Genomic DNA, 19,178 nt, shown 5'->3' with positions numbered 1-19,178 from the left:
GGGATCCGGCCGGGGGGCCGGGCAGGGACGTCCTACCCTAGCTGACCGGGCGACGATAGCGCATTTGCCGGATCGATCCGCTGCGCGACCGCATCAACAGGGTCTCGACCGATACGAAATTTCCCTCGCGGCGTACGCCTGCCAGCAGGCTGCCGTCGGTGACACCCGTCGCGGCAAAGATCACATCGTCAGTCACCATGTCGTCACGGTCGTAGACGCGGTCGAAATCGGTGATCCCGGCCTTGGTGGCGCGGCCGCGTTCGTCGTCATTGCGGAACATCAGCCGGCCCATGATCTGCCCGCCAAGACATTTCAGGGCCGCTGCCGCCAGCACACCCTCGGGCGCGCCGCCCGATCCCATGTACATGTCGATCCCCGTGCGGGTGCTGTCCGCGCAATGCATCACGCCAGCCACATCCCCGTCGGTGATCAGCCGGATGGCAGCCCCCGTGGACCGGATCGCCTCAATCATATCCTCGTGCCGGGGGCGTTCCAGCACGCAGACGGTGATTTCCGCAGGCTTGCAGCCCTTGGCCTTGGCCAGTGCCTTGACCCGCGTGGCTGGGTCCATGTCCAGTGTCACGACACCAGCGGCATAGCCCGGACCCACGGCCAGTTTGTCCATGTAGACATCGGGCGCATGCAGCATCGACCCGCGCGGCCCCATGGCAATGACAGCCAGCGCATTGGCCATGTCCTTGGCGGTCAGCGTGGTCCCTTCCAGTGGATCAAGCGCGATATCGACGGCAGGACCGGCACCGGTGCCGACGTCCTCTCCGATGTAGAGCATGGGGGCCTCGTCGCGCTCGCCTTCGCCGATGACGACGGTGCCGGCGATGGCAAGACGGTTGAGTTCGCAGCGCATTGCATCGACCGCGGCCTGATCCGCTGCCTTTTCGTCGCCCCGTCCGATCAGGGAATGACAGGCGATCGCGGCGGCCTCTGATACGCGGGCCAGCGCAAGGGACAGCATTCGGTCGTCAAAGTTCGCAGCATCGGTCATCGGATCTTCCTGTGTTGTGCGGGCGCGACCTAGCCCGTGCAACATGACATCAGCAAGACCGTGAACGCTAACAATCGCCGATGATCCGCGCCGTCAGACGGTTTCGATGCGGATCGCGACAGGGTTCTGGGTCAGCACGCCCGTGCTGTCAAAGCGGGCCATCGCCTCGTCCAGGGCTGTGCGCGTCGTCTTGTGCGTGACGATCAGCACAGGCGCTGCGGTGTCGGCGTGATCATACTGGCGCATCCGGTCGATGCTGACGCCCGCGTCGCCAAGGATCGTCGCGACCTTGGCCAATGCGCCGGGTTTGTCCAGCAGTTGCAGGCGCAGGTAATAGGGAGCCGGGACTGCTGCCTGTGCGGCGCGTGCCTTGCGCAGCGTGCTGGCGGGCTGGCCAAAGGTGGACAGGCGCGACCCGCGTGCAATGTCCATGACGTCGCCCATGATGGCGCTGGCGGTGGGGCCTTCGCCCGCACCCGCACCGCGCATCACGATCTGGCCCACGGCGTCGCCTTCGAGGACAACCATGTTGGTGCCGCCCGACAGTTGCCCAAGTGGCGAAGTATCGGGCACCAGGCAGGGCGACATGCGTTGTTCCAGTCCGCGGCCCGTCAGCTGGGCCACGCCCAGCAGCTTGATCTTGTAGCCCATATCGGCGGCTTGGCGGATGTCCTCGATGGTCACGGACCCGATGCCTTCCAGCGCGACGCCGTCGAAATCGACCTGTGTGCCGAATGCGATGGATGACAACAGCGCCAGTTTGTGCCCCGCATCCACACCGCCCACGTCAAGGTTGGGGTCGGCCTCGAGGTAGCCCAGCGCGTTGGCTTCGTCGAAGACCTCCTGATAGGTCAGGCCCGCGTCTTCCATCCGGGTCAGGATGTAATTGCAGCTGCCGTTCATGACGCCCATGATCCGGGTGATGGCGTTGCCGGCAAGACCCTCGGTCAGGGTCTTGACCACCGGGATGCCGCCTGCGACCGCGGCCTCGAACCGGATGACGCGGCCCGCGGCCTCGGCCGCCACGGCCAGGGCCTGCCCGTGGATCGCCAGCAAAGCCTTGTTGGCGCTGACCACGTCCTTGCCCCCTGCGATGGCGGCTTCTGTGGTGTCCTTGGCAGGGCCGTCATGGCCGCCCATGACCTCGACCACCACGTCGACATCGGACCGGTAGGCCAATGCCACGGGATCGTTTTCCCAAGCGTAGCCAGACAGGTCGACACCGCGATCCTTTTCCTTGGACCGGGCGGATACAGCCGTGATGACGACCGGTCGGCCTGCGCGTGCGGCCAGCAGGTCGGCATGGGTCTGAACGATCTTGACGATCCCCGCGCCGACGGTGCCAAGGCCCGCAATTCCAAGGCGAAGTGGGTCAGTCATGGCGGGCTCCGGTCGTTGATGAGATATTCGTCAGCCTGTTAGCGAAATCGCGCTGCCACCGCAACGCGGCTTAGCGGATGCTGCGCTGCATGCGGGCGCGCGTGTCCGGTGCTACGACCGGACCGCGCAGGGCAGCAGCCCGGCTGCGCAGCCTGTCGGCGTCACTGCTCAGATCGGCTGCGGTTTGCGCATTGACCCGACCGGGGGCCTGCGCCTGCGCCAGCAACGGGGCCAGCGGCTGCAATTGCGGAAAGGGTGCGGCGGCTGCCTGCGGCGTGATCGGGCCGACCATTGCGGGCGGCTGCGTGCAGGCCGTCAGTGTCAAAAGACCAAGGATCATGAAGGCGCGCATCGGCTGTCCATATGTTTGTCGGATCACACTAGGCCGCCTGGTCCTGCGACGAAACAGCTTTTCAAGCCTTACCGGGTACCTTTAAATGCGCCCATGGCACGCAAACAAGGCTCTTATGCGGATACCACCGGGCCGCGGGTGCGCGACGCGGCGCTGCGTCTGATCGCGCAGCACGGGTTTGCAGCGGTGTCCATGCGCCAGATCGCGGGCGAGGTCGGCGTGCAGGCCGGGGCGCTGTACAATTATATCCCTGACAAGCAGTCGTTGCTGTTCGAACTGCTGGACAGCCATATGTCAGAGGTCATGGAGGCGGCGGCGCAGGCACGGCTGAGCGGTACGCCGCTGCAACGCCTCGAGGGGTTTACGCGGTTTCATATCCGGTTCCATCTGCCCCGTCGGGATGCCGTGTTTCTGTCCTACATGGAACTGCGCAACCTTGCGCCAGAGAATTTCAGCCGCATTGCGGCCAAACGCCGTGCCTATGAGGACAGGCTGGAAATGATCCTGCGCGACGGCGTCGCAGACGGCTCATTCGTCGTGGACGACACGCGCATCACGACATTGGCCCTGATTGCCCAACTGACGGGAATCACCAATTGGTATGATCCCGCCGGCCGCCTGACGCTGCGTGAAATCGAAACGATCTATTGCGCGTTGGTGCGCAAATCGGTCGCCGCCTGAGGTCGGAACATCAGGTCAGCACAAATCGGTCAGAGGGTTGGCTGGGTCGTTGTTGAAACAGACGTTCACATCGCGCGGTGCTGCAAAGGTGAATGTCGGTATCGTGGTGACCGGCAGGGCCTTCAGGGCGGGGGCATGGGTCGTCCATGTTTCCACGATGATCAGGCGACCGCCATCGTTCGTGATCGGCAGGTCATTCACCAGGCTGGACATATCCTGATCCGTCAGTGGAGCACGGTCCGTTCCGCGCACCTCTGACCAGACGACGTGATAGTGCGGCGTTGCATCCAGAAAACCGGTCAGATCATCCTTTGTATGATAGCGGACGACGGTCACACGCAGGCCCGGCGACCTGTCGTGCAGGTTCATGAACTTTTGCAGTTCGTACATCGAATCGATGTAGGCATCGTTCACGAGCGCCCGTTCGCGGCTCAGGGTATCCGCAATGGTCAGGCCCGTCTTGATGCTGGTCGCCTCGACCCGGAACGCATCGAAATAGACCAGTGTTCCGAACAGCCCCCACAGCAAGAGTGGCGACATGAACAGCAGCTCGATCGGAGCGTTGCCGTCCTCGCGCTGAAAAAGGCGGCGGAGCGCGCGTCCAGGACGGATCATTGATAAGGCTCCACGACATAGGAACTCGCCGCACGCAGGGCGTAATATTCCTTGCCCGGTTCCACGATCTTGCGGCCGACACCCGCATAGTTGAACGTCGGATCGAACAGGATGCAGACCCGCAGGATCATCAGGTCGTTGTTTTCCAGCGAACCAATCGGGAAATCGGTCGCCTCTTCTTCGCGGTCGCGGCAGGGTGCGCTGACAGCCGGTGTGACCCAGTTGCGCGGATCAACCTTGATCATCTCGAGCCTGATGTCGCGTTCGCAATTTTCGATGACCTTGGCATAGTAGCATAGCCGCGCCGTCAGATCGTCGTGTGTCGGTACTTTCAGATAACCGACACGGACATCGCGCACGGCCAGGTCCAACGCGCGGTCAACCATCACCTGACGTACGGAATGCACCTGAATTTCGAATGCGTTGACGAAGATGAAAAAGAAGGCGGGTGCGACAAGAAGGAACGGAATGCTGGCAGAGCCGCTTTCCGGTGACAGTTGCGCACCAAGACGCCGCGTCAACTTCAGGATGCGCGAGATCATTGGGTCAACCTCAGCTCTGTGATCTGGTCGGCAATCGCCGAGAAAATGGACCCCAGGTTCGCGCCGGTGGTCGCAAAGAACTGCGATGGATCATTGGCGCAATTGCGCATCACGGTCCGGCCGTCGATCGCCTCTTGCGAGGTATCATTGCCTGTCACCGAAATCGTATAGACCTTGATCCCCCTGTTCTTGGCAGCGGTGCAGGTGCTGGACAGCCAGGTATCCGCCTGTGCACCGTCATGTTCATAGACAATGTTGGTGTCGGTGGACGAACAGCCCGTCCCAAAGCGACCAAAGCGATTGTTGCCGACGAACGGCATGTTGTTGTTCGCCCAGAACAGCATTTCGCTGGGCGTATCGATGAATTCATCGTTCAAGCGACAGGACGCAGAGTTCTGTCCGTCGGTCAGCAGAACGATATATTTCAGCGTGGGCGAGGTATTTGCCCCGGCCACAAGGGTATAGGGGCTGGGCCGGTCGCGAAAGACACCGTCGACAAAACCGTTTGGCAGTTCCTTGACAACGTCGTTGAAGGACGGGTCAAGCAGCGTCGTCGCCCATTTCATGCCCTCGTGGATGGCCGTACCTGCGCGCGGTTCCAATGACGCCAGGCGGCCCTTCAGCAGGTCAGCGTTCTGGCTCAGGATGACCATGCGTTCGAAATCATAACGCGGGCAAATGGGCTGTGTCACCGCGGGATTGTTCAAGTCGCGCCCGAACACGTTGCCAAAGGAGTTCGTCATCACGGGCTGTGTCTGCCGGTAGGTTCTGTCGTCATCAAAGACAGTGGTCGCGTATTCTGCCGGATCAAATTCGATGCAGTGCGAAAATCCGTGTTGCGTGACAGGGTCGATATCAAGCGCGTCCAGAATTTCCGGGCCAGCGTTCACGCTGTCCGAATAGGGGATGATCGAAATGGAAACACGATCCTGAAGCGCGGGGTCCAACAGCTGATCGATGAAATCCTCTGCTGCGTCGGTCACCAGTTTCATGCGTTTGAACGTGGTCCCCGGAACCCCGAATTCCATCGAACCCGACAGGTCGAGCACGAGTGACACCTCAATCTTGCCGGACCCCTGGATCGCGGTGGATTGGGAATTGGCGGTCAGGTATTCCGGCCCGTTCATCTGACCGATCCATGGCATGAACATGCTCAGGAAATGCATCCGCACCTGGACATAGCTTTGGACTGTCACCTCACGCACGTTGCGACCGGTCACGATGACCGGTTCGCCCTTGAGTGCGGCAGCTTCACCAGCCTTGGTGAAATGATCGGTGATCAGGGTTTTGGCATCGGTTGGCTGGCGCAGGTTCGCAGAGGCCAGCACGGCTGTATCCGTGATGCCCTGCAATCGCGCGCGTTTCGCCTCGAAGCGCATGAAATCCACGGCGATCCCGCCGACGATAATCATCGGAATCAAGAGTATGAGCGTCAGCATGATGATCGTGCCGTTCTCGTCGCGTGCGAAGCGGCGCAGCCGTAGCGCCGCAGCGGCCATTCCGATCTGATGTGTCAGCCATTTCATAACGCGAAACTCTTGTGTCAGTTCACCATAATCGGTTGCCGGGCGTCGCAGGACGCACGTCTCCCGTCGGTTGTTTAACTAAACTGCTGTGACGGAATTAGGGCGTGTTCATGGCGGGCACGGCCGTTGTTCACGATTTGCAAACAAATTGGGCATCAGGCACGAATCAGTATAGCAATCGCTTGGGCGAGCCGGCCTGGTCGCCCCACACCTAAGGAACCAGAGATGACTCAATCCGATACATCACCCCAGGATGCCCCGCAGGAACCGACCTTTCGCGAATCCGTGGACATCATGTTCAACCGCGCCGTGGGCCTGTTGGATCTCAGCCCCGGACTGGAAGAGAAGATCAGGGTCTGCAACGCGACCTACGTCGTGCGTTTCGGTGTGCGTCTGCGTGGCAAGATCCACACCTTTACCGGCTACCGGGCCGTCCATTCCGAACACATGGAGCCGGTCAAGGGCGGCATCCGCTATGCGCTGGCCGTGCACCAGGACGAGGTCGAGGCGCTGGCGGCGCTGATGACGTACAAATGCGCGCTGGTCGATGCGCCGTTCGGCGGGTCCAAGGGCGGTCTGTGCATCAATCCGCGCGATTGGGAAGAGCACGAGCTGGAACTGATCACGCGGCGGTTCGCCTATGAGCTGATCAAGCGTGACCTGATCAACCCGGCCCAGAACGTGCCCGCCCCCGACATGGGCACGGGCGAACGCGAAATGGCCTGGATCGCGGACCAGTACAAACGCATGAACACTACCGACATCAACGGTGCGGCCTGTGTGACGGGCAAACCGACGAACGCAGGCGGTATTCAGGGCCGGACCGAGGCTACCGGGCGCGGTGTGCAATTCGCGCTGCGCGAATTCTTTCGCCATCCGGGGGATGTGGCCAAGGCGAACCTAAGCGGCAAGCTGGATGGCAAGCGTGTGATCGTGCAGGGCCTTGGCAACGTGGGCTATCACGCGGCCAAGTTTCTGTCCGAAGAGGACGGCTGCAAGATTACAGGCATCATCGAACATGACGGGTCGCTGTTTGACGAGAACGGTCTGAACGTCGAGGATGTCCGCGCCCATATCGTGGAAAACGGCGGGCTGACCGGTTATGCGGCGGCAACCTTTGAACCCCAGGGCGCAAAGCTGCTGGAACATGACTGCGACATCCTGATTCCCGCGGCGCTTGAGGGGGTCATCAACATGACCAACGCCGACCGGATCAAGGCACCGCTGATCATCGAGGCGGCCAACGGTCCCACGACTTCGGGCGCTGACGAAATTCTGCGCAAGAAAGGCTGCGTGATCATCCCCGACATGTATGCAAACGCGGGCGGTGTGACGGTCAGTTATTTCGAATGGGTCAAGAACCTGTCGCATATCCGGTTCGGCCGGATGCAGCGCCGGGCCGAAGAGGCGCGTCACCAGTTGCTGGTCGACGAGTTGGAGCGTCTGGACGACATGCTGGAACATCGCTGGTCCATGACACCTGATTTCAAGGAGAAATACCTGCGCGGTGCCGATGAGATCGAACTGGTGCGCTCTGGCCTCGATGACACGATGCGCACGGCGTATCAGGCGATGAGCAAGGTCTGGAACGAAAACGACGATGTCGAGGATTTGCGCACCGCGGCCTATCTGGTGTCGATCCGCAAGGTCGCGGCCAGCTACCGCGCCAAGGGGCTTTAGGGGCATCGTTGAAACGGTCCGGGGTTTCGCCTCCAAGGCGGGCGAAACCCCGGACGCCAATCTATGTCCCCGAAACTGGCGCTGTGTGAACTGACTTTTGTCTCAACACTTGTGGACCGGCGCCTGCGGGACCCGGTCCTCAGGTCAGGTCCAGTCCGAACGACCTGTGCCCACGGCCTGTGCCACGTTTTCAAAACCGTCGCGCGCCAGCAGATCATCAAACCCGCGCACAATGTCACCCACCAGCGATAGCCCGCCATAGACCAGCGCGGTGTACAGCTGCACGGCGGATGCCCCGGCGCGGATCTTCTGATAAGCCTGTTCCGCCGATCCGACGCCACCGACACCGATGATCGGCAGTGGCGTCAGGCCGGACAAATGCGCCAGCACGCGGGTCGATTTTTCGAACAAGGGTTGGCCGGACAGCCCGCCTTTTTCATGCGCATGCGGACCGTGTAGCCCGTCACGATCCAACGTCGTGTTGGTCGCAATCAGCCCTGCGATGCCCGATGCATTCGCGACCTCTGCTACATCTGCAATCTCGGCGGGGTTCAGGTCCGGCGCGATTTTCAGGAACACGGGAACGGGCCGGGGCAGGGCGGCATTAGCCGTCATCACCCCGTCCAGCAGCGCACCAAGCGCTGCCTTGCCCTGCAAATCGCGCAGTTTTTCCGTATTGGGCGACGATACGTTGACCGTCGCGAATGCGACATGCGCGGCACAGCGGGTCAGCACGCGCGCGAAATCACCCGCGCGGTCGTCCGAATCCTTGTTTGCGCCCAGATTCAACCCGACGATACCCGCGTGACCGGCCAGCCGTTCGGCGATGGCATCCATGCCGTCGTTGTTGAAACCGAACCGGTTGATTGCGGCACCATCCTGCGTCAGCCGGAACAGGCGGGGCCGGGGGTTGCCCGGCTGGGCGAGCGGCGTTGCGGCCCCCACCTCGATGAAACCGAAGCCGCTGCGCGACAACGGCGCAATCGCTGTCGCGTTCTTGTCGAATCCTGCAGCGAGGCCCACCGGGTTAGGCAGATCAAGCCCGGCCAGATTGATACGCAGCCGGTCGGATGTGACCGGTCCGCTGCGTGGACCCAGTCCCAGTTGCAGCGCGTTCAGCGCCAGACCGTGCGCGCGTTCGGGATCAATCGACCGCAGCATGCGCAGTCCGGCCTGTTCCAACAGATTCATAGATCGTCGGGGAACTGGTGCAGACCGTCCACCAGCGGCAGTGGTTTGTGCCAGGCAACATCCGTCAGCAGCAGCGGCCGGTAGAGATGCGGAAAATCGTCGCCATCGCGCGATGGTTCCCACCGCAGATGTTCGCCCAGAGGATCCGCCTCGACCGCGACCAGCACCAGATCGGATGCATCGGCAAAATGTTTCAGCGCGGTTTCGCGTGCCTGTTTGCCTGTCGAAAAATGGATGTAGCCATCTGCCAGATCGACCGGCGCGCCTGCCGTGGACCCGTCAGCCTGAAGTGCGGCCCATTCAGGCGCATGGAATATCTTGTAGATCAACATGGGCTTTCTTTGCCGTTTGCCTGCGGAATAATCAAGCGCGCCTGTCATCAAACTGACGTAGGCGCCGATTAGCACAGGCCCCGCGCAAAAGTTTGACACCGTCAATTTCGGGGGTCAGACTTTTGACAGACATATCCAAATTGGGGAAACCGATGATCTCTCGTATCCTAGGCACCACCTGCGCTGTTGCGCTTGTCGCTGGCGCGGCACAGGCCGAAACCAGCCTGACGATTCTGCACACCAACGACTTTCACGACCGGTTCGAGCCGATCAGCGCATTCGACAGCACCTGTTCGGCCGAGGACAACGCGGCAGGCGAATGCTTTGGCGGTATCGCGCGGATGGTCACTGCGATCAACGATGCGCGCGCGGCAGCGGCGGGCGACGTACTGCTGCTGGATGCAGGCGACCAGTTTCAGGGGTCGCTGTTTTTCACGCGCTACGGCGGAGAGCTTGCCGCTGAATTCATGACGCAGCTTGGCTATGACGCCATGGCGGTCGGCAACCACGAATTCGACAACGGCCCCGAGGGGCTGGCCACGTTCCTCGACATGGTCGATTTTCCCGTTCTGTCGGCCAACATCGACGTCAGCCAGAGCAATCTGCTGGCCGGCAAGGTCGCGAAAAGCGTGACGATCGACACCGCAAGCGGCGCGCAGGTCGGCGTTGTTTCGGTGCTGGCAGAGGATACGCCGGAAACCTCGTCGCCCGGCGATCAGGTGATCTTTTCATCCATCGTGGACGGTGCGCAGTCTGAAATCGACGCGCTGACGGACGCCGGTGTGAACAAGATCATCCTGCTGACACATGTCGGCCTGAACGCGGACATGCGCCTGGCCGAGGAACTGACCGGCGTGGACATGATCATCGGCGGCCATTCGCATACGCTGCTGGGTGACATGGAAGGCGCCGAGGGCAGCTATCCGACGATGGCGAACGATGTGCCGATCTTTCAGGCCTATGCCTATGGCAAGTATCTGGGCGAAATCGACGTGACGTTTGACGATGCGGGCGAAATCACCGCGATGTCGGGCGCGCCGAAACTGCTGGACGCCTCTGTTGCCGAAGACGAGGCCACCGTGGCGCGCGTCACGGAACTGGCCGGCCCGCTTGAAGAAATCCGCCAAAAGGTCATCGGCGAGACGACCGACGTGGTCGAGGGCAACCGCGACGTCTGCCGTGCGATGGAATGTTCGGGCGGCAATCTGGTGGCGGATGCAATGCTGGACCGGGTCTCTGATCAGGGCATCCAGATCGCGATTGCCAACGCAGGCGGTATCCGTGCCAGCATTGATGCGGGCGAGGTGACGCAAGGAGAGGTTCTGACGGTGCTGCCGTTCCAGAACACCCTGTCGACCTTTGAGGTGACTGGTCAGGCAATGCTGGACGCCCTCGAAAACGGTGTCAGCGCAATTGCAGACGGTGCAGGTCGTTTCCCGCAGGTCGCCGGCATGACCTTTACCGTGACCGCATCGGCAGAGCCGGGCAGCCGGATTTCCGACGTGATGGTCGGCGGAGAGCCGATTGATCCTGCCGCCACTTACGGCGTGGTCAGCAACAACTACGTGCGCAACGGCGGTGACGGTTATGCGATGTTCGAGGACGCGCAGAACGCCTATGACTTTGGTCCGGATCTGGCTGATGTCGTTGCCGAATATATCGCCGCGAACGGGCCATACACGCCCTACACGGACGGTCGCATCACGATGAACTGATCCTGTCGGATTGCTGTTCAGGATTGGGGGCGCTGCGGGAAACCGCTGCGCCCTTTCTGTTTCTAGTAGGGATGATTAGGTTGGGATCATGTGCGGACGTATGGCGATCACACTGCCCCAAGAGGCAATGATACAGGTGTTTGACGCCGTGGCATCGAACGACCTGCCGCCCGTGCCCAACTACAACGTCTGCCCGACAGTCGATGTGCACACGGTGACCAGTGACGCAGGCAGGCGGCGGCTGCGCCCGATGCGCTGGGGTTTCATTCCACACTGGTACGATAAACCCGGCGGCGGCCCATTGCTGATCTACGCGCGGTCCGAAACCATCGCTGACAAACCCGCCTTTCGTCAGGCCGCGCGGGTCCGTCGTTGTCTGATCGTGGCGTCGGGTTTTTACGAATGGCAGCGCGAGGATGGGGCAAAACCGCGACCTTGGTACATTACGCGCAGTGACGGCGGGCCGATGGTTTTTGCAGGCGTTTGGCAGGACTGGGACCGGGGTGATACGCAACTGACCACCTGTGCCGTTGTGACCTGCGCGGCAAATGATGCAATGGCCCCGATCCATCACCGGCTGCCGGTGATCCTGTCACCTGCGGATTGGCCGCTTTGGCTGGGTGAGGCCGGCCACGGTGCGGCCACGCTGATGAAACCCTTCGCTGACGATGCGCTGCGGTTCACGCGGGTGGGGATGGCGGTCAACAGCAACCGGGCCACTGGCCCGGACCTCATGCTGCCGGTCGATCAATAGGTCAGGGTGGGGAGCCCTTCGATCAGCGTTCCGGGATCGATCTCTGTGACGATCTGTTCTTCGATCTCCGTCCGTTGCTCTTCGCAATAGACGGTACGGGTTTCGTACCAGCAATAGAAGAGAACGCAATATCTGACCCGCTGCGTCCCGCAGGCATAGCGGTCGGTATAGGTCCGGGTGATCAGATTGACCGCACGAATTTCAGACGGTCCCTTGTCCAGCAGGATCGGCGATTGAGCGCCTTGGTTGATGAGCGGGGTATAAACCTTTTCGCCGGCATCGTTTTGATAGCGCAGACGCAGGTTCTGTTCGGAATGATTGAAAAAACAGATATCGACCTGGGTCGAATCCCACGCCGTTGTCAGTTCCTCGAAATAGATTTCAGGCGGGAAAATCCCGTCAGGTTCGATTCGGAACACCTCGTCATTGATATCGCAGGCCTGATTGGCCGCCTGCGCCTGCGCCATGCCAGGGCCGAAACCCAGAACACAGATCATCAAGAGAAAAGCCTGCCGCATTTTATTCCTACTTCGCTTTGTTCCGGTCGAGGTCCGGGCGTTGGTGTTCCGCTATCGGGCCAATCGGGCGATTTTAAGGCGTCTGTCGGGCTTGCACTGACCCGAAATCGCGCGATATAGAGACGGCAAGGACACAGCGCGGGCGTTGTGTAATGGTAAGACCTCAGCCTTCCAAGCTGATGACACGGGTTCGATTCCCGTCGCCCGCTCCACTCCTTTGCTTCAGGGAAATGCACCTTAGGTCGCGGCCTCGCGCGCTTGTGTCCGGCGGTCCCGCCTTTTATGTCCACACGGACAAAAGGACGAACATCATGGCCGACCACCCCAAATCCAGCGACACCGAGCGCGAAAAGTCCAAGAACATGGGCGCGCTGTGGCAGTTGTTGCCGTTTCTGTGGCCCTACCGTTTGATGATGGGACTGGCGGGTGCGGCATTGGTGCTGACCGCCATCGTGTCACTGATCCTGCCGTTGGCCGTGCGCCGCGTTGTCGACAATTTCGACGTGTCGTCTGCCGTTCTGCTGGATGGATATTTTGCGGCGGCGCTGGGCATCGCGCTGTTGCTCGCTGTGGGAACCGCGCTGCGCTATTATCTGGTGACGCGTCTGGGTGAACGGGTCGTGGCCGATATCCGTGTTGCCGTGTTCGACCGCATGATCGGCATGTCGCCCGCGTTTTTCGAGAAAATCATGACCGGCGAGGTCCTGAGCCGGATCACGACAGATACCACTCTGATCCTGTCGGTCATCGGGTCATCCGTCTCTGTCGCCTTGCGCAACGTGTTGATCTTCTTTGGCGGTCTGATCCTGATGATGTTCACCTCGGCCAAGCTGACGGGCATGGTCCTGCTGCTGGTGCCGGCCGTCATCGTGCCCATCGTTCTGCTGGGCCGGCGTTTGCGCGCGCTCAGCCGTGAAAACCAGGACTGGATCGCCCAAAGCTCTGGGTCCGCGTCCGAGGCGTTGTTGTCCGTGCAGACCGTGCAGGCGTTCACCCACGAGAAACGCAGCCGTCAGGCGTTCTGGGATGTGACGGAAAAATCATTCGTCGCCGCGCGCCGCCGCATCGGTGTGCGGGCCTGGATGACAGCCATCGTGATTTTCCTGATCTTTGCCGGGATCGTGGGCGTGTTGTGGATGGGCGCGCGCGATGTGCGCACCGAGGTGATGACCGTGGGCGAACTGGTCCAGTTCGTGATCTATTCGGTCATGGTGGCTGGTGCCGTAGGCGCACTGACGGAAATCTGGGGCGAATTGCAACGCGCGGCGGGGGCTACGGAACGGCTGGTCGAGCTGCTGGAATCGCGCGACGCGGTGCAGGACCCGGTCGATCCCAATCCCGTGGGCAACCTGCGCACCGGGCATATTGTTTTTGACAATGTCACGTTCCGCTATCCGGGCAGGCCTAGCGTGGCCGCGCTGGACGGGGTGTCGCTGGACGTGGCACCGGGCGAAACTGTTGCTCTGGTCGGCCCCTCAGGTGCGGGCAAGACGACGATCATTCAGCTGATCCAGCGGTTCTATGACCCCAGCACAGGCCGCATCACGCTGGACGGTGTCGATCTGCGCGACATGGACCGGGCCGATTTTCGGGCACAGGTGGCGCTGGTGCCGCAGGACCCTGTGATCTTTGCCGATACGGCGCGTGAGAACATTCGGTTTGGCAGACCCGGTGCGACCGACGCCGAGGTCGAAGAGGCCGCGCGTGCCGCGGCGGCGCATGATTTCCTGACGGCCTTGCCAGAGGGCTACGATTCATATGTCGGGGAACGCGGCGTCATGCTGTCGGGCGGCCAGAAGCAACGCATCGCAATCGCCCGCGCGATCCTGCGCGACGCGCCGATCCTGCTGCTGGACGAAGCAACCAGCGCGCTGGACGCACAAAGCGAGCGTCTGGTGCAACAGGCCGTTGATGATCTGGCCCGCAGTCGTACCACGCTGATCGTCGCGCATCGCCTGGCGACCGTGAAAAAGGCGGACCGCATCGTGGTGTTTGACGGCGGACGAATCGTGGCCACGGGCACCCATGATAGTCTTGTGGCTGAAAACGGGCTTTATGCGCGACTTGCGCGGCTGCAATTCACCGAAGGTTTGGCTGCGGAATAGCGAAATTGCGCTGCGTCAGTCTTGCGTTGCCCCCCCAATCGCGTCCATCGTCCTGACCAGCCAAATGACGATCCACCTAAGGGTCGCACACGTCTTGGGAGGGACATCATGGGATACGCCGGCTTCGCCGACCGCAATGCGATTGAACAGGAATCCGCTTGGGCTGATCGGGACATGCCGGTCACCACCTATGCGCAGCTATCTGCCACGGCGGCAAAATTTCCGGACCGTCCGGCGGTCACGTTCCAGCTGTTTTCAGGCCCCAAGGATCCGGCAGAGACCTTTACCTGGTCGCAGCTCAAGAATCGCACGACACAGACTGCGAATCTGTTCCGCAGCCTTGGCATCAAGGAAGGCGACGTGGTCGCCTATATGCTGCCCAACTGTTCTGAGGCTGTGCTGACCTATCTGGGCGGTCAGGTTGCAGGCATCGTCAACCCGCTGAACCCGCTGCTGGAGGCCGAACAGATTGCGGCGATCCTGCGCGAGACGAACGCAAAGGTGCTGGTGACGCTGCGGAGTTTCCCCAAAACCGACGTCGCCCAAAAGGCGGCGGCCGCCGTCGCACTGGCCCCCAACGTCAAGCACGTGGTCGAGGTCGATCTGCACAGGTATCTGACCGGTGCAAAGAAACTGATCGTGCCGCTGATCCGTCCCAAAAACCCGGTGGAACACAAGGCCAAGGTGATCCCGTTCGACAAATCGGTGTCGCAGCAGTCGACCGAATTGCAGTTCATGGACAGCCCTACGGACCGTGTAGCGGCCTATTTCCACACCGGTGGCACGACCGGCATGCCCAAAGTCGCGCAGCACCGCTATTCCGGCATCATCTACAATGCTTGGTTGGGTGCGCGCCTGTTGTTCACGGAAAAGGACGTGCAGATTTGTCCTTTGCCGATGTTCCACGTCTTTGCGGCCATCGTGTCACTGGGCGCATCACTGGGGTCCGGCGCGCATGTCGTGTTCCCGACGCCGCAGGGCTACCGGGGTGACGGCGTATTCGACAACTTCTGGAAGCTGGTCGAACGGTACAAGGTGACGTTCATGATCACCGTGCCCACTGCGATGTCGGCGCTGATGCAGCGCAAGGTGGACGCCGATATTTCCAGCCTGAAACTGGCATTCTGCGGGTCGGCACCACTGCCACTGGAACTGTATCGCCGCTTTGAAGAGGCCGCGGGCATCACCATCTGCGAGGGCTACGGCCTGACAGAGGCCACTTGCCTTGTGTCGATCAACCCGCCTGCCGGCGAGAAAAAGGTCGGGTCCATCGGGATTCCCTTTCCGCATACCAAAATCAAGATCATGTCCGTCGAGACCCACGAGGAATGCGCCATCGACGAGATCGGCGAAATCTGCGTGTCCAACCCAGGCGTGTTTAGCGGTCATACCTACACCGAGGCGGACAAGAACAAGAACCTGTTCTACGCCGGTGAGACCGATCAGAACGAATACCTGCGGACGGGCGATCTGGGCCGTGTCGATTCCGATGGCTATGTCTGGATCACGGGCCGGGCCAAGGACCTGATCATCCGTGGTGGCCACAACATCGATCCGGCCGAAATCGAAGAGGCGCTTGCCGGGCACGACGCCGTGGCATTCTGCGGGGCCATCGGCCAGCCTGACAGCCACGCGGGCGAAATTCCTTGCGCCTACGTCGAACTGGTCGCGGGCGCATCGGTCACCGAGGCCGAATTGCTGGACTATGCCAAATCGAAGATCCACGAACGTGCGGCCTATCCCAAGCACCTCGAGATCCTGGATGAACTGCCCAAGACGGCGGTCGGCAAGATCTTCAAGCCGGACCTGCGCAAGCGGGCGATCACCCGTGTGTTCGACGCAGCCCTGTCTGACAAGGGCGTCGCCGCGCATGTGGAATCGGTGACCGAGGACAAAAAGCTGGGTCTGGTCGCGCATATCGCGACGAAATCCGCGTCCAAAGACGATATCGCAGCGGTGCTATCGGAATACACGGTCGCTTGGGATATGGCAGAGTAATGTCAGGGGGCGGCGTGCCGCCGCCCCGATTCCCAACCGCAGGTCACGCCCATGTCCCGTTCTCGTTCCATCACCAAGCATTTTCGTCGCGCGCTGTTGGGCGCTGGCATTGCCGTTGCCGGTCTGGCCTTTGCGGCCTGTAGCCCCGAGGATGTGGCCGCGCTGAACGCGCAGGTCGCCACCACCCCAGAGGCCGCCCCCACGCCGCGCACGGGTGGCACCCGTCAGGCGCAGTCATCCGGCGGCCTGACATCGCTGCTGTGCGGGGCAGGGTTGTGTACCGATCGCAGACCGAAACCGCAGGGCAACCGCACCTATGTGATCGAAGGCGACGGCGGCGGGCAGATCATCAGCGCCGAGGCTGACCGCGAGATGCTGCGCCAATGGGGCGGCCCCGTCGAAATCCGTTGGTATTGCAATTCGTCTTGCGTGATCTTTACCACGCTGCCCAATGCCTGCCTGGGACCGCATCTGAAAATCGGGTTTCACAGTGCCGATGTGAACCGTGGTTTCGTCGGCAACGAACAGATCGCCAAATATCTGCGCGGCGGGATCAAGGAACGTTTCCTGCGCGAATGGCAATATGTGCCCAACGACGATCTGTATACGATCCGGGCGCGGGACTATGCCCGGCTGGATCCGCAGGTGCGCATCTGCGACTAGAACGTCGGTGGTGTGCAGGCGCTGATCACGACGCAATCCGCGTCAGACAGGTTGCGAAACCGGTGGGGCAGGCGGCTGTCGAACAGATAGCCGTCGCCTGTGCGCAGGATTTGCGTCTCGCCGTCGACCGTCACCTCGATTTCGCCGCGCACGACGATCCCTGCCTCTTCTCCGGTGTGCTGCAGGGCCTCGGGTCCGGTATCGGCACCGGGGGGATAGGTTTCGTGCAGGATTTGCAGGGCATGTTCCGCGGCCCGACCCAACTGGCGCAGTGACACATGCGGGCCGGGGGTGTCGTCCTGCGGCGCGATTTCGGTAAACTGGTCAGCGGTATAGAAATGACGCGGCGGGCTGCCGTCTTCGAGCGGTGCGAAAAAGTCGCCCATCGACACCGGAAATGCATCCAGAAGGGATTTCAGAGATGCCACCGACGGTGAGGTACGATTCTTTTCGATCAGTGAAATGGTTCCGTTCGTCAGTCCGGCCCGTGCGGCCAGTTCGCGTTGCGACAGGCCGTGTTTCTCGCGCAACTGGCGCAGCCTCTCACCGATGTCCATTGATGCGAAATCCTTCTGTTTCCGACATCTCAATGCCTGCAAACGACCCCTGAAAACAAGGGTGTTCGTGCGCCGGGAATATCCGTTGACAAGTATATTAAACGGGTGTCACTGATATTCAACGCAGCCCCCCTCCAGCCCGCGAAAGGACCGTCGCATGGCACAGAAAAAGACGATGACGAAAGCACCCAAGAAGTCCGCCGTGAAACAGACGGAACCCCGCACCGATCTGAAGGTCGTGCGTGATATGCCGTTCGAGGCGCATTCCAACGCAGAGCTGCTGAAACGGCGCGAGGCGGCCGTGCCGCGCGGTGTCGCATCTGCTGCACCTGTCTTTGCCAGCTACGCCGAAAACGCCGAGGTTTGGGACGTCGAGGGCAACCGTTATATCGATTTCGTCGGTGGGATCGCTGTTCTGAACACCGGCCACCGCCACCCCCGCGTGGTTGCAGCCGCCAAGGCCCAAGAGGATCTGTACACCCACACGTCGTTCCAGGTGATGCCCTATGCGCCCTATGTGGAACTGGCCGAACGCCTGAACGCGCTGGCCCCCGGCGATCACGCAAAAAAGACGCTGTTGGTCACCACGGGTGCCGAGGCTGTCGAGAACGCGGTGAAAATCGCGCGTGCCGCCACAGGGCGCCCGGGCGTCATCGCATTCACCGGTGGCTATCACGGACGCACGCTGCTGACGCTGGGCATGACCGGCAAGATCAGCCCCTACAAAAAGGACGTGGGCCCGTTCCCGTCCGATATCTACCGCGCGCCGTTCCCCAGCGCACGTGACGGGATCACGGTGCAGGACGCGCTGACCGGCCTGCGCAACCTGATGCTGACCGATGCGCAGCCGGAACGGATCGCCTGTATCATCATCGAACCCGTGCTGGGCGAGGGTGGTTACGTGCCGGTCCCGTCCGACATGATGCAGGCGCTGCGCGCCTTGTGCGACCAGCACGGCATCATGCTGATTGCGGATGAAATCCAGGCCGGCTTTGGCCGTACCGGCAAATGGTTCGCGATCGAGCATTCCGGTGTTGTGCCGGATCTGATCACCGTGGCGAAATCGCTGGCCGGTGGCTATCCGATCGCAGGCGTCATCGGCCGGGCCGAGGTGATGGATGCGATGATCCCCGGCGGTCTGGGGGGCACCTATGGCGGCAACCCGGTTGCATGTGCGGCGGCGCTGGCCGCCATCGACGTGATCGAAGAAGAAGGCTTGCTGGATCGTTCGACCGTGATGGGCGAACATTTCAAAACCCGTTTCGCCGAAATCGGCGCACGCTCTGCCCCCTACCGGATGTGGGACATCCGTGGTCTGGGCGGGATGGTCGCCGTTGAATTCGTCACTGATTTTGCCACGGCAACCCCAGATGCGGACCTGACGAAACGCGTCGTCGCCCATGCGCTGAAACGCGGTCTGGTGCTGCTGTCCTGCGGTCTGCACGGCAACGCCTTGCGCATCATGACCCCGCTGACGGCATCCGATGCGATCATCGAAGAGGGTCTGGCGATCTTTGAAGAGGCGCTTCAGGCGGCTGTGGCCGAACAGCAGGCCTGACCAAAAAC

18 protein-coding genes and 1 tRNA gene are annotated in these 19,178 nt (G+C 61.5%); 9 read left to right on the top strand and 10 right to left on the bottom strand.

What is annotated here, in order from left to right; all coding sequences use genetic code 11:
• Positions 1-37: 37 nt before the first annotated feature.
• The 3 genes from glpX to BMX27_RS05635 form a co-directional block, all read right to left on the bottom strand.
• Positions 38-1,003 carry a class II fructose-bisphosphatase gene (gene glpX, locus BMX27_RS05645; RefSeq protein WP_090158913.1) on the bottom strand — a complete coding sequence of 322 codons (966 nt, stop codon included), beginning with the start codon at positions 1,001-1,003 and terminating at the stop codon, positions 38-40.
• Positions 1,004-1,096: 93 nt separating this feature from the next.
• Positions 1,097-2,383, bottom strand: a complete 1,287-nt coding sequence (locus BMX27_RS05640) for a homoserine dehydrogenase (protein ID WP_090158912.1) — start codon at positions 2,381-2,383, stop codon at positions 1,097-1,099.
• A 70-nt stretch (positions 2,384-2,453) separates the two neighbouring features.
• Entirely contained in the window at positions 2,454-2,735 is a 282-nt protein-coding gene (locus BMX27_RS05635; RefSeq protein ID WP_090158911.1) for a hypothetical protein, read from the bottom strand.
• Between the two features lie 93 nt (positions 2,736-2,828).
• Here BMX27_RS05635 and BMX27_RS05630 point away from each other — a divergent pair, with 93 nt between their 5' ends.
• Complete coding sequence (locus BMX27_RS05630) at positions 2,829-3,416, top strand: TetR/AcrR family transcriptional regulator (protein WP_090158910.1); 588 nt, start codon at positions 2,829-2,831, stop codon at positions 3,414-3,416.
• 15 nt (positions 3,417-3,431) lie between these two features.
• Here the strand turns inward: BMX27_RS05630 and BMX27_RS05625 are convergent, their stop codons facing one another.
• The 3 genes from BMX27_RS05625 to BMX27_RS05615 are packed head-to-tail and all read right to left on the bottom strand — an operon-like array spanning position 3,432 to position 6,099.
• Positions 3,432-4,031: a TadE/TadG family type IV pilus assembly protein gene (locus BMX27_RS05625; protein WP_090158909.1), complete on the bottom strand. Its 600-nt coding sequence runs from the start codon at positions 4,029-4,031 to the stop codon at positions 3,432-3,434.
• Positions 4,028-4,573 (bottom strand): TadE/TadG family type IV pilus assembly protein, encoded by a 546-nt coding sequence (locus tag BMX27_RS05620; protein WP_090158908.1) that lies wholly within the window; start codon positions 4,571-4,573, stop codon positions 4,028-4,030. Before BMX27_RS05620 ends, BMX27_RS05625 begins: the two co-directional genes overlap by 4 nt.
• Complete coding sequence (locus BMX27_RS05615; RefSeq protein WP_090158907.1) at positions 4,570-6,099, bottom strand: pilus assembly protein; 1,530 nt, start codon at positions 6,097-6,099, stop codon at positions 4,570-4,572. The genes BMX27_RS05620 and BMX27_RS05615 overlap by 4 nt, the downstream gene beginning before the upstream one ends.
• A 225-nt stretch (positions 6,100-6,324) precedes the next feature.
• On the opposite strand from BMX27_RS05615, the gene BMX27_RS05610 reads away from it, so the two are divergent.
• Positions 6,325-7,779, top strand: coding sequence for a Glu/Leu/Phe/Val family dehydrogenase (locus BMX27_RS05610; RefSeq protein ID WP_090158906.1), 1,455 nt, complete (start codon positions 6,325-6,327; stop codon positions 7,777-7,779).
• 144 nt (positions 7,780-7,923) lie between these two features.
• Here the strand turns inward: BMX27_RS05610 and BMX27_RS05605 are convergent, their stop codons facing one another.
• Together BMX27_RS05605 and BMX27_RS05600 are read right to left on the bottom strand one after the other, a co-directional pair.
• Positions 7,924-8,970 (bottom strand): quinone-dependent dihydroorotate dehydrogenase, encoded by a 1,047-nt coding sequence (locus BMX27_RS05605; RefSeq protein WP_090158905.1) that lies wholly within the window; start codon positions 8,968-8,970, stop codon positions 7,924-7,926.
• Positions 8,967-9,302 carry a DUF952 domain-containing protein gene (locus tag BMX27_RS05600; protein WP_090158904.1) on the bottom strand — a complete coding sequence of 112 codons (336 nt, stop codon included), beginning with the start codon at positions 9,300-9,302 and terminating at the stop codon, positions 8,967-8,969. Before BMX27_RS05600 ends, BMX27_RS05605 begins: the two co-directional genes overlap by 4 nt.
• Positions 9,303-9,454: 152 nt before the next feature.
• On the opposite strand from BMX27_RS05600, the gene BMX27_RS05595 reads away from it, so the two are divergent.
• Together BMX27_RS05595 and BMX27_RS05590 are read left to right on the top strand one after the other, a co-directional pair.
• Positions 9,455-11,017 carry a bifunctional metallophosphatase/5'-nucleotidase gene (locus tag BMX27_RS05595; RefSeq protein WP_090158903.1) on the top strand — a complete coding sequence of 521 codons (1,563 nt, stop codon included), beginning with the start codon at positions 9,455-9,457 and terminating at the stop codon, positions 11,015-11,017.
• 88 nt (positions 11,018-11,105) lie between these two features.
• The gene (locus tag BMX27_RS05590) at positions 11,106-11,771 is read left to right on the top strand and encodes an SOS response-associated peptidase (RefSeq protein WP_090158902.1); all 666 of its coding nucleotides are present in this window, start codon (positions 11,106-11,108) and stop codon (positions 11,769-11,771) included.
• On the opposite strand, the gene BMX27_RS05585 is transcribed toward BMX27_RS05590, so the two are convergent.
• On the bottom strand, positions 11,765-12,289 hold the full coding sequence (locus BMX27_RS05585; protein WP_090158901.1) for a hypothetical protein: 525 nt from the start codon (positions 12,287-12,289) through the stop codon (positions 11,765-11,767). The genes BMX27_RS05590 and BMX27_RS05585 overlap by 7 nt on opposite strands.
• 138 nt (positions 12,290-12,427) lie before the next feature.
• On the opposite strand from BMX27_RS05585, the gene BMX27_RS05580 reads away from it, so the two are divergent.
• The 4 genes from BMX27_RS05580 (at position 12,428) to BMX27_RS05565 (ending at position 17,055) form a co-directional block, all read left to right on the top strand.
• Positions 12,428-12,501 (top strand) — tRNA-Gly (locus tag BMX27_RS05580).
• 99 nt (positions 12,502-12,600) lie between these two features.
• Positions 12,601-14,394 carry an ABC transporter transmembrane domain-containing protein gene (locus tag BMX27_RS05575; protein WP_090158900.1) on the top strand — a complete coding sequence of 598 codons (1,794 nt, stop codon included), beginning with the start codon at positions 12,601-12,603 and terminating at the stop codon, positions 14,392-14,394.
• 108 nt (positions 14,395-14,502) lie between these two features.
• Positions 14,503-16,392, top strand: coding sequence for an acyl-CoA synthetase (locus BMX27_RS05570; protein ID WP_090158899.1), 1,890 nt, complete (start codon positions 14,503-14,505; stop codon positions 16,390-16,392).
• A 51-nt stretch (positions 16,393-16,443) separates the two neighbouring features.
• Complete coding sequence (locus BMX27_RS05565) at positions 16,444-17,055, top strand: hypothetical protein (RefSeq protein ID WP_090158898.1); 612 nt, start codon at positions 16,444-16,446, stop codon at positions 17,053-17,055.
• On the opposite strand, the gene BMX27_RS05560 is transcribed toward BMX27_RS05565, so the two are convergent.
• On the bottom strand, positions 17,052-17,612 hold the full coding sequence (locus BMX27_RS05560) for a cupin domain-containing protein (RefSeq protein ID WP_090158897.1): 561 nt from the start codon (positions 17,610-17,612) through the stop codon (positions 17,052-17,054). The genes BMX27_RS05565 and BMX27_RS05560 overlap by 4 nt on opposite strands.
• 247 nt (positions 17,613-17,859) lie before the next feature.
• On the opposite strand from BMX27_RS05560, the gene gabT reads away from it, so the two are divergent.
• The gene (gene gabT, locus BMX27_RS05555) at positions 17,860-19,170 is read left to right on the top strand and encodes a 4-aminobutyrate--2-oxoglutarate transaminase (protein WP_226748477.1); all 1,311 of its coding nucleotides are present in this window, start codon (positions 17,860-17,862) and stop codon (positions 19,168-19,170) included.
• The last annotated feature ends 8 nt before the right edge of the window (positions 19,171-19,178 follow it).

This window comes from Loktanella sp. DSM 29012 (genome assembly GCF_900110705.1).
GTDB lineage: Bacteria > Pseudomonadota > Alphaproteobacteria > Rhodobacterales > Rhodobacteraceae > Loktanella > Loktanella gaetbuli.
Note: the sequence above shows the minus strand (reverse complement) of the source record. Positions and strands in the feature narration are given on the sequence as shown.